Annotated in this window: 15 protein-coding genes; all 15 read left to right on the top strand. The window is 41.5% G+C overall.

Annotation, left to right across the window (positions count from 1 at the left end; translation table 11 throughout):
* Window positions 1–87: 87 nt before the first annotated feature.
* Window positions 88–2946, top strand: coding sequence for a DNA polymerase I (polA, locus tag B3394_RS07120; protein WP_286914584.1), 2859 nt, complete (start codon window positions 88–90; stop codon window positions 2944–2946).
* Window positions 2947–3070: 124 nt separating this feature from the next.
* Window positions 3071–3976, top strand: coding sequence for a nucleotidyltransferase domain-containing protein (locus B3394_RS07115; RefSeq protein ID WP_177731559.1), 906 nt, complete (start codon window positions 3071–3073; stop codon window positions 3974–3976).
* Window positions 3969–5426, top strand: a complete 1458-nt coding sequence (locus tag B3394_RS07110; protein ID WP_286914580.1) for a B12-binding domain-containing radical SAM protein — start codon at window positions 3969–3971, stop codon at window positions 5424–5426. The genes B3394_RS07115 and B3394_RS07110 overlap by 8 nt, the downstream gene beginning before the upstream one ends.
* Entirely contained in the window at window positions 5423–6205 is a 783-nt protein-coding gene (locus tag B3394_RS07105; protein ID WP_286914576.1) for a class I SAM-dependent methyltransferase, read from the top strand. Before B3394_RS07110 ends, B3394_RS07105 begins: the two co-directional genes overlap by 4 nt.
* A complete protein-coding gene (locus tag B3394_RS07100) occupies window positions 6202–7587 on the top strand; it encodes a B12-binding domain-containing radical SAM protein (protein WP_286914571.1) in 1386 nt (461 codons plus the stop codon). The genes B3394_RS07105 and B3394_RS07100 overlap by 4 nt, the downstream gene beginning before the upstream one ends.
* 15 nt (window positions 7588–7602) lie before the next feature.
* Window positions 7603–9108 carry a hypothetical protein gene (locus B3394_RS07095; protein ID WP_286914566.1) on the top strand — a complete coding sequence of 502 codons (1506 nt, stop codon included), beginning with the start codon at window positions 7603–7605 and terminating at the stop codon, window positions 9106–9108.
* Window positions 9105–10223: a hypothetical protein gene (locus B3394_RS07090; protein WP_286914561.1), complete on the top strand. Its 1119-nt coding sequence runs from the start codon at window positions 9105–9107 to the stop codon at window positions 10221–10223. The genes B3394_RS07095 and B3394_RS07090 overlap by 4 nt, the downstream gene beginning before the upstream one ends.
* 2 nt (window positions 10224–10225) lie before the next feature.
* Complete coding sequence (locus B3394_RS07085) at window positions 10226–10972, top strand: glycosyltransferase family 2 protein (RefSeq protein ID WP_273246478.1); 747 nt, start codon at window positions 10226–10228, stop codon at window positions 10970–10972.
* Window positions 10969–12528: a glycosyltransferase family 87 protein gene (locus tag B3394_RS07080; protein WP_286914555.1), complete on the top strand. Its 1560-nt coding sequence runs from the start codon at window positions 10969–10971 to the stop codon at window positions 12526–12528. The genes B3394_RS07085 and B3394_RS07080 overlap by 4 nt, the downstream gene beginning before the upstream one ends.
* Before the next feature lie 36 nt (window positions 12529–12564).
* Complete coding sequence (locus tag B3394_RS07075) at window positions 12565–13728, top strand: hypothetical protein (RefSeq protein ID WP_286914552.1); 1164 nt, start codon at window positions 12565–12567, stop codon at window positions 13726–13728.
* Between the two features lies 1 nt (window position 13729).
* Window positions 13730–15253 carry a B12-binding domain-containing radical SAM protein gene (locus tag B3394_RS07070; RefSeq protein ID WP_286914550.1) on the top strand — a complete coding sequence of 508 codons (1524 nt, stop codon included), beginning with the start codon at window positions 13730–13732 and terminating at the stop codon, window positions 15251–15253.
* On the top strand, window positions 15253–15915 hold the full coding sequence (locus tag B3394_RS07065; RefSeq protein ID WP_273246481.1) for a methyltransferase: 663 nt from the start codon (window positions 15253–15255) through the stop codon (window positions 15913–15915). The genes B3394_RS07070 and B3394_RS07065 overlap by 1 nt, the downstream gene beginning before the upstream one ends.
* A gap of 54 nt (window positions 15916–15969) precedes the next feature.
* Window positions 15970–17283 carry a serine hydrolase domain-containing protein gene (locus tag B3394_RS07060; protein ID WP_286914547.1) on the top strand — a complete coding sequence of 438 codons (1314 nt, stop codon included), beginning with the start codon at window positions 15970–15972 and terminating at the stop codon, window positions 17281–17283.
* A gap of 220 nt (window positions 17284–17503) precedes the next feature.
* Complete coding sequence (gene rplM, locus B3394_RS07055; protein WP_177731522.1) at window positions 17504–17959, top strand: 50S ribosomal protein L13; 456 nt, start codon at window positions 17504–17506, stop codon at window positions 17957–17959.
* Window positions 17959–18345, top strand: coding sequence for a 30S ribosomal protein S9 (gene rpsI / locus B3394_RS07050; protein WP_177731520.1), 387 nt, complete (start codon window positions 17959–17961; stop codon window positions 18343–18345). The genes rplM and rpsI overlap by 1 nt, the downstream gene beginning before the upstream one ends.
* The last annotated feature ends 56 nt before the right edge of the window (window positions 18346–18401 follow it).

Here is an 18401-nt window from a genome sequence, read left to right as displayed (position 1 = left end):
TAATAAATGCGGTTACCAATAAAATTTCCGGGGTATTGAATCCTATAAATATTGGATTCCTTATTTTTACATTCAAATATCATTATCATGTCACAACAAAAACGCCTTTTTCTTCTTGATGCTTATGCATTAATCTTTCGCGGCTATTATGCTTTTATCAAAAATCCCCGCATAAACTCCAAAGGATTAGACACTTCGGCTGTTATGGGATTCATGAATTCCCTGATGGATGTTATTAAAAGAGAAAAACCGGGTTATCTGGCTGTTGCTTTTGACAAAGGCGGAAGTGATTTCAGAAACCAGATGTTTCCGGAATATAAAGCCAATCGTGATGAAACTCCCGAAGCGATAAAAATTGCCGTTCCCTACATACAGGAAATATTAAGAGCCATGCATATTCCCATTATGGAATTACCGGGCTATGAAGCCGATGATCTGATCGGAACACTGGCAAAACAAGCCGAAAAAGAAGGCTATACGGTTTATATGGTTACGCCCGATAAAGATTTTGCACAGCTGGTTTCCGAAAATATTTTTATGTACCGTCCGGCACGAATGGGGAATGATATCGAGATCTGGGGCGTTCCTCAGGTACTTGAAAAATTTGAAATTGAAAGACCGGAACAGGTAATCGACTTCCTGGGCATGATGGGTGATGCTGTCGACAATATTCCGGGACTACCGGGAGTGGGCGAAAAAACAGCCAAAAAATTACTGAAAGAATACGGTTCTATGGAAAACCTCTTGGCCAATACCCATGAGCTGAAAGGAAAAATGAAAGAGAATATCGAAGCCAATGCCGAAAAAGGGATTATGTCCAAAACACTGGCTACGATCCTTTTGGACTGCCCGGTAACTTTTGATGAAAAAGACTTTGAACTGTCCCGTCCGGATGTTGAAAAAACGGAAGCCATATTCCAGGAACTGGAATTCCGGAGAATGAAAGAACAGTTCGACAAACTGTTTGCCGATGGATCGGAATTTGACGAAATCAATACCAATAATTTAGAACCTTCGGCATCGACAGTTTCCAAAACCACTCGGAAATCGGCTAAAAACGAAAACCAGTTCTCATTATTTGGTGAAGCGGCTCCGGCCGAAACAGCCGCTGCGGCACACAACAGTTACTACAATACATTAGAAAACACCAGTCATAATTACCAGATTGTACAAGGCGACCTGGGCATTAAACTAATGCTGCAAAACCTGCTACAGCAATCGGAAGTATGCTTTGATACCGAAACAACAGGCCTCGATGCCTTACATGCCGAACTGGTTGGAATTGCCTTTTCTTTCGAAAAAGGAAAAGGATTTTATGTACCGTTTCCGGAAAACCAGGACGAAGCAAAAGCACTGCTTGAAAAACTGCTGCCGTTCTTTGAAAACGAAAACATTACCAAAATAGGGCAAAACCTCAAATACGACTTAAAAGTATTGTCCAATTATGATGTGGTTGTAAAAGGAAAACTTTTTGACACCATGATTGCCCATTACCTGATCAATCCGGATATGCGCCACAACATGGACGTACTGGCGGAAACTTATTTAAAATATTCGCCGAAATCCATTGAAACCCTGATTGGTAAAAAAGGGAAAAATCAAAAATCCATGCGCGATGTGGAACTGGAAGATGTTAAGGAATATGCTGTGGAAGATGCCGATATTACGTTGCAGCTAAAAGAACTATTCTCGGAGCAGCTGGATAAAACTGGTACTAAAAAACTGTTTGACGACATTGAAATCCCATTGGTTACCGTTCTGGCAGCCATGGAACGCGAAGGAATCCGTCTGGATGTTGATTTTCTGAAATCGCTATCAAAAGAACTCGATAACGATATTAAAGTTTTTGAACAGCACATCTATGAAACTGCCGGGGAGAAATTCAACCTGGCTTCTCCGAAACAATTAGGAGATATCCTTTTCGATAAATTAAAGATTGGCGGAGCCAAACAAAAGAAAACCAAAACCGGACAATATGCAACCGGTGAGGAAGTACTGAGCTACCTTGCCAACGAACATGAAATTGTCAAAAACATTCTGGACTGGCGCCAATTGGTTAAACTTCAGAACACCTATATTGATGCGTTACCGAACCAGGTAGACAAAGTAACCCAGCGGGTACATACCGATTATATGCAAACGGTTGCCGCAACCGGCCGATTGAGTTCGAACAATCCGAACCTGCAAAACATTCCGATCCGTACCGAAAGAGGCCGTCAGATCCGGAAAGCTTTTGTAGCAAGAGATGAAAACTACACACTGGTTTCTGCCGATTACTCTCAGATAGAACTGCGCATTATCGCGGCCTTAAGCGGAGAACAAAACATGATCAATTCGTTCCGGAACGGAGAAGACATTCACGCCTCCACAGCTGCAAAAGTATTCAACGTGCCTCTGGAAGAAGTAACCCGCGAACAGCGTAGCCATGCCAAAACCGTTAACTTCGGGATCATATATGGTGTGTCTGCTTTTGGTTTGAGCAATCAGACCTCTCTGAGCCGTTCCGAAAGTAAGGAACTTATTGACACCTATTACCAGACCTATCCAAGACTGAAAGCCTATATCCAGGAACAAATGGAATTTGCCAGAAATCACGGTTATGTACAAACCGTTTTGGGCAGACGCCGTTATTTAAAAGACATCAATTCTGCGAATGCCGTTGTGAGAGGTGCCGCCGAACGAAATGCCGTTAACGCCCCTATTCAGGGTAGTGCTGCCGATATTATCAAGATAGCGATGATCAATATTCACAAACGCCTGATTGCCGAAAACTGGAAAAGTAAAATGCTGCTGCAGGTACACGATGAGCTTGTTTTTGACGTGCACAACAGTGAACTGGAGAAAATTCAGCCAATGATCAAACACGAAATGGAGAACGCTTTTATACTGGAAGTTCCTTTGGAAGTAGAATTAGGTCACGGAAAAGACTGGCTACAAGCCCATTAGAACAATCTCCTTCCGTTTCCCAATTATTTCATACCATATCATCAAAAAATTAATATTTAATAAAAGATTTTGCTAATTTTAATACGGTTCAACAAACATATTATTAATAGCAAAATCTTTTACTTTGAAGATATTAAAGCCTATTCTCTATTTTTCGATTTTTAATCACCCTCTGAAATTAGAGGAAATCTATTCTTTCTCCGATCATGAGAACAGAAATGATTTTGACTGCGAAATAGAACAGGCATTAGCAAGCGGAATCATCACCAAAACCGATTCCTACTACCATATCAACCTGACTTCCGAACACATTAAAAGACGCGAAACCGGGAACCGGAATGCCGTCAAAGCACTGGGAACCGCACAAAAAAAAGCCCATTTTATCAGTTCGTGGTTTCCTTTTGTAGAAGCCGTTGCCATTTCCGGATCGCTTTCAAAAGGATATTTTGACAGCAAAAGCGATATCGACTATTTTATAATCGTTAAACCGGAACACCTCTGGACCTGCCGGACATTCCTGGTAGCCTATAAAAAATTATTCCTGTTCAATTCCCGGAAATATTTCTGTATGAATTACTTCATTACAGCCGACAATCTTGAAATTGAAGAAAAAAACAGGTTTACAGCCACCGAAATTGCTACTTTAGTACCGCTACACGGAAAAGAAATGCTGACCGCTTTTTTTGAACAGAACCGCTGGGTAACCGACTATTTTCCAAACCATCAGAAAAAAGACGCAGAAATAAAACCCGTTGTTAAAAAACGAATTGTCCGCGCCGTTGAAAACCTGCTTTCCGGTTCCTTTGGAAAGAAAGTAGAGAAAATGACCTTTACCACTACTTTTTCATTTTGGAAAGTGAAATTCGAGAAAAAACTGGCTTCCGAATTTTCCATCGCTTTCAAATCATCAAAAAGAGTGTCCAAACACCATCCTTCCAATTTTCAGAAAAGAGTCATTGACGCTTTAAACCGGAAATACGAAGAATTATATACCGCACACAATATTCAATTAACCAAAGAACATGTCTAACATCCTTTTTTCGCATTCTTATTATTACAGGCTGGATCCGAAGCAATGGAAAAACAAAACGCCTTTTCCGCCTTTGGGAACGCTTTATGCAGCTTCGTTAATGCGACAGAACGGCTATAAGGTTGACTTGTTCGACACCAATTTATTAAACAGTCCGCTGTCTGTCATTCCCAAATTACAACAGTTTCAGCCCGATTACCTGGTTATTTATGACGACGGTTTCAATTACCTGACCAAAATGTGCCTCACTAAAATGAGAGAAGCCTGTTTTGAAATGATCGCCATCGGGAAACAACACCACGCCATTGTGATTGTCTGCAGTTCCGATTCGACGGATCATTATGAAAAATACCTGGAAAAAGGCGCCGATTATATTCTACAGGGTGAAGGCGAATACATCCTGCTGGAGCTTATAAAAGCTTTAGACAGCAAACAAACGGCTGCCAGCCTGAGCGGGATTATTTTTAAAGATCCCGACACGCAGCACACCCGTATAAACCCCAAAAGAACAGTTATTCAGCACCTGGACGAATTGCCGCAGCCGGCATGGGACCTGGTAAATATTCCTGACTATAAAGCCATCTGGCAAAAAAGCAAATATCCTTTCACCCTGAATATTGCCACCACCAGAGGCTGTCCGTATAAATGCAACTGGTGCGCCAAGCCAATTTACGGCAATCGCTACAATGCCCATTCGCCGGAATATATCGTGCGGCAGATCGCTTATTTAAAAGAACAGTTCGGGGTTTCCCGATTCTGGATGTGCGATGACATTTTCGGATTAAAGCCCAATTGGGTACAGGAATTCGGAAAAGAACTGGACAGGCAGAAAATCACCATCCGCTACTACATACAGAGCCGGGTGGATTTATTATTAAAAGAAGATACGATTTCTGTCCTGGCAAAATCCGGTCTGGAAGAAGTATGGGTAGGTGCCGAAAGCGCTTCCCAGAAAATCCTGGATGCGATGGACAAAGGCACTACGGTAGCCCAGATATATGAAGCGACCCGATTGCTCAAAAGCAAAAAAGTGAGCGTGGCGTTCTTTCTCCAGTTTGGCTACCTGACCGAAAACCAGGAGGACATTCAAAAAACCATTGCGATGGTTAAGGAACTGCTGCCGGACAATATTGGCATTTCGGTATCCTACCCGCTTCCGGGAACCAAATTTTACGACAAGGTCAAAGAAGACCTGAAACTCAAATCCAACTGGTCCGATTCTGATGATCTGGACATGATGTTTCACGGCACCTACTCCTCCGAATATTACCGGAAACTGCAACGTTTGGTGCATAAGGAATACCGCATCAGCCAGGGCATCAGTTTTCTGAAAAATATATTTAACGATTCCGTAAACCGGACACAGCTCAAATCCATATTAAAATTAGGGTATTATATTCCCAGTACCTATATTGATCGTTACCGGATAAAAGCATTGGCAAAATCATGAAGGCAACATTCGACATAGCCGCATCAACCTATGATGTAACGTTTACCAATACGGTCATTGGCAAATTACAGCGCAGTTATGTTTACGGTCACCTCAGCAATTGCTTAAACAACCAATCTGTCCGGTCTGTTCTGGAAATAAACTGCGGTACCGGTGAAGATGCGTTCTGGCTTGCCGGGCAAGGTTACCGGGTTACGGCTACCGATATTTCGGAGAAAATGATACAGGTTGCCCAACAAAAAAAGCAGGCTGAAAACATCACTTTCCGCCAGGCCGATATTAATGCGTTGCCGGCGGTTTTCCCTTCGGCACAATTTGATTGTATCTTTTCCGATTTTGGCGGTTTAAACTGTTTGTCGCCCGGAGAATTAAAGAATTTCTTTGCTAATGCAGCATCCTTATTGCCCCGAAACGGAAGCCTGTTTCTGGTGATCATGCCCAAAAACACCCTTTGGGAGCAAGGCTATTTTCTTTTAAAAGGACAATCCGGTAATGTTTTCCGCAGAAAGCAGGAAAAGGTTCTTGCCAATGTGGACGGAGAAAAGATTGCCACCTATTATTATAATCCAAACGATATTAAAAAACTGTCGGAAGAACATTTTACCATAACCACGGTAAAACCGGTTGGGTTGTTTGTTCCGCCTTCTTATCTGGAAACATTCATAAGCAGTAAGCCCAAAACAACCGCCTTACTGAACTATCTGGAAAACAAGGCAAAGAACCTCAGCTTTACCGCCCGTTATGCCGACCATTATTTTATAGCATTACAAAAGCGATGAGTATTCTGCTGACACATGGGTACTATCTTACCGATGACCCGAGAGAACAGAAAATAATGAAGCCCTATCCGCCGTTAGGGCTGCTCTATATTTCTGCCTATTTGTTAGAACGCGGCATCGACAACAAAGTGTACGACAGCACTTTCTATACCCAAACAGAACAGCTTCGCTTTATTGCCGGAATGCAGCCGAAGGTCATTGCGATCTATACCAATCTGATGACCAAAATTGAAGTCATTCAGTTGATCCGGATCTTGCTTATCGATTCCCGCTACGGATTTCCGAAAATCATACTGGGCGGTCCGGACATTACCTATAACTGTGAGAACTACCTGAATACCGGGGCTCATTTCCTGATCATTGGCGAAGGAGAAGAAACCGCATACCAGCTCTACAATGCGATCATGGACAACACCGGTTATTCCGGTATTGACGGCATTGCCTATCTGGAAAACAATGTCGTGGTTAAAACCAAAGCCCGGACAAAGTTCAAAGAGCTTAACGAATTGCCGATACCCAACCGCGAAGCCGTTCCTATTGAAAAATATTTAGAAACCTGGAAAACAAATCACGGCAAAAGCTCCATGACCATTTCCACCCAGAGAGGCTGCCCTTACACCTGCAAATGGTGCAGTACGGCCGTTTACGGGCAAAGCTACCGCAGAAGACCGGCACAGCAGGTTGCGGCAGAAATGCTGCTGTTAAAAGAAAAATACAATCCGGACAGCATCTGGTTTGTAGACGATGTATTTACCGTGAGCCACAAATGGCTGACGGAGTTTCACGATGAGGTCATTGCCCAAAAGGCGGTTATTCCTTTTGAATGCATCACCCGTGCCGAAAGGCTCAACGATGCGATATTGACCCTCTTGAAAGAAGCCGGCTGCTACCGGATCTGGATTGGCGCCGAAAGCGGTTCGCAGAAAATAATCGACCTGATGGACCGCCGTGTTGATGTTAACGTCGTAAAAGAAGCCATACAGAAAACAAATGCACTGGGTATCGAAACCGGAACGTTTATTATGGTGGGCTATCCGGGTGAAGACAAAACCGATATTTACAAAACCATTCAATATTTAAAAGAAGCCAACCCGACAGAATATACCATAACGGTGGCCTACCCGATTAAAGGAACATCCCTTTATGACGAGATCGAAAGCAACATTACCATCAAACCGGACTGGGAAACCTCAACCGACCGGCAAATTGATTTTAAAAGAACCTATTCCCGGAAATTCTATGATTATGCCGTGAGCAAAGTGGTTAACGAAGTCGAATTTTACCGCGAGCTCATTAAAAAGGAAAACAGGAATCCCGTTAAGATTTTAAAGCTGAAGGTAAAATCCCTTTTGGCCGGAGGACTAATGATGATTAGCAAATAGTATAAACAGACACTGATGATAACGGAAAAAGCCGAAGCAAAATACCTGATCTGTATTATAGCATTGTACTTTGCTGTAAGCCTTATTGGTATTCTCCATCATGAGCTCTGGCTGGACGAAGCACATCACTGGCTGTTGGCACGGGATAGCAGCAGTTTTTCGGAATTGTTGCAAAACAGGAAAAACGAAGGGCATCCCGTTGCCTGGAACATACTCCTTTTTATGATTAGCCGTTTTACCGCAAATCCGTTCTGGATGCAGTTTTTTCATATTGTTGTATCCACTATTGCCGTTAGCGTTTTTGTAAAGAAAGCCCCTTTTTCATTGGTCTTTAAAACCCTTTTTATTTTCGGGTATTTCTTCCTGTTCGAATACAACATTATCAGCCGGAATTATAACATCGGGATATTATTCCTGTTTTTAGCCTGCAACATTTACAGGCAGCGAAACGAAAAGTTCACGCTGTACTGCCTGTACCTCATTATCGCGGCAAATATTCATCTTCTGTTTGCAACAATCAGCTGTGCGCTGCTGCTGACCTTTATCTATGAAAACAGAAAAATAAAAACGACGCATTATTGGGGATATACGATATTCTTTTTAGGATTGCTGCTGCTATTCATACAGGTAGTCCCTTCCGATCTGCATGCTTTTGAGCGGAGAGTAGCCGACATTCCTTTCTATGAAAAATTCATCAAAGGTTTTATCTCGCTGTTTAAAGGCATCGTCACCATCCCTGACTTTAGCACCATTCATTTCTGGAATTCCAACTGGATTGTAAACACAAGCAAAACGCTGGCTTTATTAGTAGGCGCTTTACTCTATTTCCTGCCGCTATTGTTTTTCTACAAAAGAAAAAATACGCTGTTCTTTACCTATACCGCCTTAATTGGCGTGCAGTTCTTTTTCTTCGTTACCCAGACAGGTGCCACGCGGTTTGACGGAATCACCTACCTCATTATTATCATTGCCTTATGGATCGACCGCTATTATCAACAGGCCGGAACTTCCGGAAACATTACGGTACAGCTGTTAAAAAAAATAACTGTTTACACAATATTGATCATTCAGTTTTGCAGCGGTATCCTGGCCTGTACCATCGATTATAAAGAACCTTTTTCCTCCGGTAAAGCCGTAGCCGGTTTTTTAAACCGGAACAAACTGTCCCATCTGGAAGTGGCAACCCTGTTTTGTGAAGGAACCATCATCGCGCCTTACCTGAATCAGAAACCTTATTTTGTTTGCCAGAAAAGCCGTCAGAGTTTTTGCGACTGGAGTTTCCGGTGTGACACGCAGCTTTCCGGCGAACAAATCCTTACGATACTCTCGGCCGATACAAACATCAGCACGCCTTTTATCTTTATCAGCAAAAAAAACATCCTTGAAAATCCGGCCGGCATCAGCGACCGGCATCATTTAAAAGTGGAGCAATTAACAAAACTACAGGAAGCTATTGTCCGGAATACTGATTATTACCTTTATAAGATTAGCAATACCCGCCATAACCCGCAACAACAATGAAAAAAATAATACTCCTTTTTAGCTTTATATTCCTCTCCTGTGTTAGTGAGACCTATTCGGATCTATTGGAAACCAACGACCCGTCACTATTCCTGAAATGGAATAAGGCTTATGAAAATGACGACATCCACACTTCCGTTATCGGTCTGAAATGGGCATTATCCTATATAGGCGCCAAACTGCCTGCCAATGCTAACGGTATAACCGCCAGCGGCAATCGCATTGCGATAGATCTAAACAAACTGGGGTTTTCCGAAAATGCAAAAAACAAACTCTATCAGCTGCATGAAACTTTAAAAAACACTTCCGAATACCAGCTTACCGGCACAATCGATTTAGGACGGTATGTATCGCTGCTTTTAGGGGCATCCGAGCATTACTATAAAATTGCCGGAGTACCGGAAAATCTGAATACCCTTCTTAACAAGTACACCCTAAAACCCGAAAAAGGATATGTAAACGATTCAGGCGTTTCACTGGAGCACCGGATAATCCGGTTTTCAGAACAAAACGGCTTAAACCAGTTGTTTGTTTCTTCCGAAATTAATCCGGCAGACGGAACGGTACTGGAATATGAAACAATAGAACTGCTGGAAAACGGGCAATTGCGCTTTGGCATTTTCGACACAAACGGACAGCGAAAAAACAATGCCGATCCGGTACACTCAAATGCCGGCAAACCGGCCAAATGCATGTGGTGTCATGAATCCTCCATACAGCCGCTTTTCAGTATTCAGAACAATTACAACGGCTATCTGTCCTACAATGATTTCCAGAATACCCTTCTCAATTACAGGGTTTCCCATAACGCGATAAAGAACAGTCTGTCCGGTGAGATTGATTTTTCCCAGACCCAGCAGCACACCTTAACAGAATTGTTATATATTTCCTTTATGGAACCTTCTGCCGAAAGACTAAGCCTCGAATGGAATCTCCCGCTGGCTGAGGTGCAAAGCAGGTTATCGGGACTCACAACACATGTGTATCCGGAATTTCCTTTTCTGGGCAATCTGTACAACCGGAAAGACGTTGAAGCGCTGGCTCCTTTTCAGGGACTGGCGGTTTCCGATCATGTAAGGGAGCAGTCTCCGAATGAAGTCAATTATATCAACTGATTATGGTAAACAATAAAAAAATAATAGTTGTCCTTCCGGCTTACAATGCCGCAAAAACCATTGAACGCACCTACAGCGAAATCCCTTTTGATATCGTAGACGACATCATTTTAACAGACGATTTCAGTAAGGACGACACTATTGCTGTTGCCAAAAAGTTAGGAATACAGCACATTATTGCCCATGACCGCAACAAAGGATATGGTGCCAATCAGAAATCCTGCTATAAAAAAGCATTAGCCTTGCAGGCTGATATTATCATCATGCTGCATCCCGATTACCAGTACACGCCAAAACTGATCCCTTCGATGGTAAACATGGTCGTTACCGATTTGTATGATGTGGTACTGGGATCCCGTATTTTAGGCAAAGGCGCCTTAAAAAACGGCATGCCGTTTTATAAATACATAGCCAACCGGCTGCTCACCTTTTTTCAGAATCTGCTTATGAACCAGAAATTATCGGAATACCATACCGGATACCGCTGTTATAAAGCGTCGGTTTTACAGCAGATTGATTTTGAAAAGAACTCAGACGATTTTGTATTTGACAATGAAATACTGGCGCAGTGCTGTTTTACCAATGCCCGGATTGGTGAAATTTCCTGCCCTACACATTATTTTGAAGATGCATCGTCCATTAATTTTAAGCGAAGCGTTATTTATGGTCTTGGTGTGCTGAGGGTTTCTTTTAGCTATGCCCTGCAAAAAACCGGTTTGTTTTCATTTTCAATTTTTAACCGGTCATGAAAGCACTAACAGGAAAATACTACGGCCTGCTGCCACTGCTATTGCTGTGCGGTTTTTATATTGTTAAAGCCACCGGTTTTTCGTTGCATGATTTCGGGAACTACTATTTCGGCGGCTATTTCTTTGCTCAGGGAACGTTCACTGCCGACATGTACTTTCCTTATATTTTTAACCGGGACATTGCCGCTTTAGGATATGAATCCCTTTTTTTAAGTTATGCGCCCAATACGCCATTCCTGACTATCCTCTTTTACCCGTTTCATTTTTTAGATCCTTTTACCGCCAAGCTCATATTCAACCTGCTCAGTACCTTTTTATTCCTGTACAGTACCAGCCGGCTTGTCGCTTTTTATAAGATCAAACCCGTTTATGCCGCTATCATACCGGTCCTGTTTTTCCTTCCGGTTAAAAACAACCTGTTATTCGGTCAGTTATATTTTTTATTATTCTTTCTGTTAGCCGAAGGATGGCTCGCTTATGAAAAAAAACAGCTGTTCCGGATGAGTTTGTTTTGGAGCATGGCCGTTTTGATTAAGGTCTTCCCGGTAATGCTAATTGCTTTCCTGCTGTTTAAAAAAGCTTATAAACCGGCTGCATACCTTATTTTTTGCTGTGCCCTCTTAACAATAGGTTCCGTACTGTTAAACGGTGTTGAGATCTGGTTTTTCTTTTTTGAAAAAGTACTTCCAAAAGCTTCGAACGGCGAAATAGCAACTGCTTTTGTAGACAATTACCAATCGGTTTATATGTTTCTGAAACGTATCTTTATTACCGACGCCATCGAAAATCCCTACCCGGCAGTCAATAACCCGTTTCTGTTTCACTTACTGTTAATGAGTTTTAAGCTTGGACTGGTATTCACGGGGTACTACATAACCCAAATAAAAAAGAATACGCTTTTTGTTTTTTCCTATTGGATCATCATCATGCTGCTGCTTTCTCCCTATGGCAGCACCTATACGTTTATACTGCTGCTTTTTCCGTTTTTTAGTATTGTGAATACCAACAGCAGTCCTATCGTAAAATGCGGCTTTATATTATTACTTTGCGGCAGCTGCAACTGGCCATTACAATTTTTTACAAACAGTGTCTTTCCGGTCAGCTACTGCCGTTTATTACTATTCCTGTTGTTTTTTATACTATACCTGCTTTCCGAAAAAAGTACCGTCAACTGGAAATGGAGTCCGCTCATTTTAGTACTGGCCGCCGGGATGAGCTATTACAGCATCCATACCATGCGCCCTGCAGACGCAATGGGGTTGCTACCTGCAAAAAGTCCGATTCTTATTTATAAATATACCATTGCCGATAACCGGCTGACTTATTATTACTGGAATGAAAATGGTGAAAACCGGATGTCCATACCGTTAGCTGCATCAAAAACGGCTGAGGCAACGATCCGGAACAACCAGATTTACCACAATGACAAACAGCTCACTTATGGCAACGACAATAAAACCAATGCCCTACTAATCAATAACAAAACCCTGATCTATTTATCCGATTACAACCGAGGAATTGGTTTTTATACCTTACGGGTACTAAAAACAGAGTAACCTCAAACAGCTTTTCACCCTAAAACAAAAACCGAATTGGCCACTAAAATAAACCCTAAGCTATTACATATATCCAGCAATACCATCCGGCAGCTGATCATCTCAGCTTTTGGCATGGCGGTTCCTTTCCTGGTTATTCATTTTTCGCAAAAAGAAATATGGGGTGCTTTTGTTTCCATACTGCTGTACACGCTGTTCACCGTCCAGATCATCAATTGGGGCAACAAAGAATATTTACTCCGGCTGTTCAGCCTGCTTCCGAATAAGATCAAAAAGAACTATTCCGGAATATTATACACCCGTCTGCCTTTTGTATTCCTGTTTTCGGCAGGCAGCATGTTTTTCTTTCCGCTGCCTTACACCTTCTATATTTTTATCTGGATACTCGGGCGTTACTTTAATCATTCCACAGAAGCACTGGTGGTGTATGAAAAGAAATTCAATGCTTCCATTAGTATTGAATGTATTGGCTTCCTGATTTTTCTTCTTCCTTTTTATGTATTGAAAAACGATTTCGGAATCTATTCGCTGCTGGTCAGCTATAGCTTTTATCAGTTTGTAAGAGGCCTGCTGTACTTTTTGTTATTCAAAAAATACCTTTCCGTGAAAAACATGAAAATGGATTTTTCCTATTTTAAAACAGCGCTGCCTTTTTTCCTGCTATCCGTTCTGGGTTTCTTTACTTCCAAAATAGATGTGTATTTAGTGGACTATTTCGAAAACAAAACCGTGATTGCCAATTACCAGATCATCAACAGTCTTCTGGTTTTTGCCATGTCGCTGGCCGCTTTTATCTATGCCCCTTTCACTAAAAACATTTACCGCAATAACGAAACGGTCATTTTAAAAATCCAGCGAAAACTCCAATTATTAGGACTGCTGCTCGTTCCCTGCGCGCTGGCCGTTATTTACCTGATCGTACACTATTATCTCAAGCTCAGGCTTTCCTTCTGGTTTTACGGTATTGCTTTTTTATACATTTATCCCTCTTTTAGCTATGGCATTAAAATTGTGGAACTCTTCAAAATATACAAAGAAAAAAGCGTTATAAAAATTTTACTGGTTGGTGCCGTTGTTAATGCGGTTGTATCGACAATATTGCTATATTTAAACCACGGAATGACCGGTGCGCTTTTGGGTGCCGCAATTGCGCAGATTATCATATTACTGATTACCGACAAAACAACACTATTCCGATAAGTTGAAAAAGAATAAAGTCATATTATTCAATCCGAGAAGTGCTAACGGAAAGCACCGCATTCCCAATTCTATATTACAGGTTGGTGCCTCCATTCATGGGCTTTATGATTATGTGTTTATAGACGGAAATCTGGAAAAAGACCCGTGGAAAACCATTGAAAACTATCTTAAAACCGGCGAATTCAAATACTTCGGAGCAACGGTCATGCCCGGTCCGCAATTGCGGCAGGCGATTCCGTTTACCAAAAAAATAAAAGAAACATTTCCGGATATCATAACCGTCTGGGGCGGTTATTTTGCTTCCAATCAATACAAAGTAGCGCTAAATTCCGGTTATGTGGATTATATTATTAACGGTCCCGGCGACAGAACTTTTCCCGAGCTGATTCATGCAATCGAGAATGAAGCGACCGACCGTGTCGTACTCATCAAAAACCTTATCTATAAAAACCCGGAGAACAATATTACCAAAACGGCCGTTGAAGCCTTACTGGATCAGGACACACTGCCGAAGTTTCCGTATGAATACCTCAATACGTTTTATCCGGTCAGAAACTATCTGGCTAAGACATTCATGGGAAACAAAACCTTGTCCTACCATTCCAGCATGGGCTGTCCGTTTTCCTGTTCGTTCTGTGCCGTTGTCCCTATCTACAATGCCCGATGGAAAGGCATGTCGGCTTCCCGTATTTATGAAGACGTACAGTATTTCAAAGAAAAATACAACATTGACGCCATCGAATTTCACGACAATAACTTCTTTACCTCTAAAAAGAGAGTGCTCGAATTTTCCGAGCTCATTTTAAATGACAATATCAGCTATTGGGGCGAAGGAAGGATCGACACGATCAACATGTATTCGGACGATGAACTCCGGCTGATGCGTAAGGCAGGCTGCAAAATGATCTTTTTAGGTGCCGAAACCGGTAACGATGAGATACTCAAACAGATGAATAAAGGCGGTACTCAATCCGGAAAGATGATTAAGGATTTTGTATTGCGGATGAAAAATGTCGACATCGTACCGGAACTTTCCTTTGTACTGGGAATGCCCGCTGCAACAGAAAAACAGGTTTACGACCAGATTGTATGGGACATCAACTTTATACGGGAAATAAAAACCATTAACCCCAAAGCCGAAATCATAATTTACCTGTACAGCCCGGTTCCTACCGAAGGTTCTGAACTGTATCAGCAGATACTCGATGCCGGATTTTCCTTTCCGGAGCACCTGGAAGACTGGATCTCGCCAAGCTGGGAAAACTTCGACCTGCGCAAAAATCCGCTGACTCCATGGCTAAAACCATATATGATTGATACCATTAAAAATTTTGAAACGGTTTTAAACGGCTATTACCCCACCGCTTCCGATTTCAGGATCAGGGGCTTAAAAAAACAATTGCTGCAAACCATCGCCGGACTGCGGTACAAAACCGGATTTTACCAATATCCTTATGAAATCAAAGCTCTTCATAAAATATGGAAATACCGCCAACCGGAAATTGAAGGATTTTATTCGGAATAATGAGAAAGCTAATTCAAAAAATAGTCAGCCCTTTTCTGAAAAAAGCGAGTGCTTTATACCTTTCCAAACCCCGGAAATACCATTATAAAAATATCACTGTAAAGGTCGTACCAACAGTGTTCCCGCCTTTTATCACGATCAGCACCAAATTGCTGCTGCAATTTATCGAACCCCTGCCTTTAGCAAACAAAACCTTTCTGGAGCTGGGCTGCGGCTGCGGCATTATTTCCATTTTAGCAGCAACAAAAGGAGCGGTTGTAACGGCTACCGATATCAATACTGCCGCACTTGAAGCCTTACGGCAAAACAGCTGCCGGAATGCCGTTTCGATAAACATACTGCATTCCGATTTATTTCAAAATCTGAAAGACCACGCTTTTGACTATATCGTCATCAATCCGCCATACTACCCGAAAACACCACAGAATATAGCTGAAAATGCCTGGTATTGCGGCGAGAATTTCGACTACTTCGAACAGCTTTTCGCCCAGTTAAAACCTTATTTAACTCCGGCAAACAAAACCTATATGATCCTGTCCGAAGATTGCGAACTGGATACCATCACTAAAATAGCGGCCGGAAACAGCCTCCGGATGCAGTGCATTCACACGGAAAAAGTCTTCAAAGAAGAAAACTATATTTTTGAAATTGACCGGCAATAATTTTTGACGTAACTTTCGGGTGTAATAAGAAACCCATTCCGAAAGCCCTTTTTTATGAAAAAAGCAATCGTATTTTTCCTTTTCCTGTTTTCAGTAACCGTTGTGGCACAGGAGAAAACACGCTTCAATAAAATTGACAGCCTGCTCACCTATCTTAATGATAACAACAGGTTTATGGGCGCTTTGACCATTCAGGAAAACGGAAAAGTTGTTTTTGAGAAAAATTACGGATATGCCGATGCAGAATCTAAGACAGTGGCAAATCCGGACACCAAATACAAAATCGGTGCTATTACAAAAATGTTTACGGCAACGATCATCTTCCAGTTAATAGACGAAAAACGGCTGACCTTAGATACCAAACTATCCAAATTCTATCCGGAAATACCCAATGCCGACAAGATCACTATCGGGCTGCTGCTGAACCACAAAAGCGGACTGTTCAATTATACTAACGATCCGGATTTTAAAACCTATTCCCAGACACCGCAGACAAAAAAACAAATGCTGAAACGGATTGCTTCCCGTGAGCCGGTTTTTGAACCGGATACCAGAGCAGAATACAGCAATTCCAACTACCTTTTGTTAGGTTATATTATCGAATCGCTGACCGGGAAAAGTTATGGCGACAATGTCGCTTTCCGTATAGCAAATAAAATAGGTTTAAAAAACACCTACTATCCTAAAAAGAACGGAACCGCAAAAGATGAAGCGTTCTCCTATACTTTTACCAACAATCAGTGGACCAGAACAGCCGCCTGGGATCCAAGTACTATTGGCGCCTCAGACGCTTTAATTTCCACACCTTCCGATTTAACGCAATTCATTAATGCCCTGTTTAACGGAACCCTGATAAAACCGGCTTCCCTTGCCCAGATGACCGAAATGGAGCATGGCTATGGAAAAGGAATACTGCAATTCCCTTTTGGCGATAAAAAATTCCTGGGACATAACGGAAGCATCGAAAGTTTCAAATCCAGCCTCGGGTATCACGCCAGTGAAAAGCTTGCCTTTTCGCTTATCATAAACGGAAACAACTATAACGAAAACGATATCACGATTGGTATATTGAGCATTTACTACAAACTGCCATACCGTTTCCCGAACTTAAAAACCGTGGCTGTAGCCGAAAAGACCTTAAAATCATACGAAGGAATTTACAGTTCAAAACAAATTCCGCTCAAACTGACCATTAAATTAGAAAACGGGCAGCTATCCGGACAGGCTACCGGGCAAAATCCGTTTCCGCTGAATGCGATCAGCAATACGGAATTTATTTTTGACCCTGCCGGAATAGAAATTCTTTTTAAAGAAAAAGGCTTACTTTTGAAACAGGGCGATGCGAAATACAGTTTTATGAAAGAGTAATCCCAAAAAAACACGCTTTTCTGCAGCTTTTAGCCTGATTCTTTTCCAAAAAAGATTTTATTTTAAAAATGCAGCTCCCAAATCATCGCAAATTCTGCAATAACACAACTGATTATCAATCAATAAAATATTATTAGACTAGCATTTGTATTTAAAATAATTTATTGTACTTTTGCAACCCCTTTATTGGGGATGGAATGTTTAATTAAAATAAATTATTGTGAACAATTTAAGCTACAAGACAGTATCAGCTAACAAAGCAACTGCTCAAAAAGAGTGGATCGTTGTGGATGCTGAAGGTCATAACTTAGGTCGTTTTGCTTCAAAAGTAGCAATGCTTTTAAGAGGTAAATACAAGCCAAGTTATACACCGCACGTGGACTGTGGAGATAACGTAATTGTTATCAACGCAGAAAAAATCAACCTAACAGGTAACAAACTTGAGGATAAAACATATATCCGTCACACAGGTTACCCAGGTGGTCAAAGAAGTTTATCTGCTAAAGTAATGCAACAAAAAAATCCTGCATTATTAGTAGAGAAAGCTGTAAAAGGAATGTTACCTAAAAACAAATTGGGTGCAGAATTATTCCGAAATTTAAATGTATATGTAGGTTCTGAGCACAAACATGATGCACAACAACCTAAAACCGTTAACTTAAACGATCTAAAGTAATGGGAGTTATTCACAAAATCGGTAGAAGAAAAACCGCTGTTGCTCGTGTATATGTTACAGAAGGAACTGGAAACATCACAGTAAACAAAAAAGAATTTACAACTTACTTCCCAACGGCTACATTACAGTACAAAGTTATGCAACCTCTAACATTAACAGAGAACGCTTCTAACTTTGACGTAAAAGTAAATGTATACGGTGGAGGAACAACTGGTCAGGCTGAAGCTGTACGTATGGCTATTGCAAGAGCAATGTGTGAAGTTGAAGCTGAAAACAGAGCTATCTTAAAACCAGAAGGATTACTAACAAGAGATCCTCGTATGGTTGAGCGTAAGAAATTCGGTCAGAAGAAAGCTCGTAAGAGATTCCAATTCTCTAAACGTTAATATTTATTTATTATTAAAAAAACTAAGTTTTTGTTGCTCTCCTATTGAGGTAGGAA

The sequence above is a fragment of the Flavobacterium sp. UBA4197 genome (assembly GCF_002379575.1).
Lineage (GTDB): Bacteria > Bacteroidota > Bacteroidia > Flavobacteriales > Flavobacteriaceae > Flavobacterium > Flavobacterium inviolabile.
Note: the sequence above shows the minus strand (reverse complement) of the source record. Positions and strands in the feature narration are given on the sequence as shown.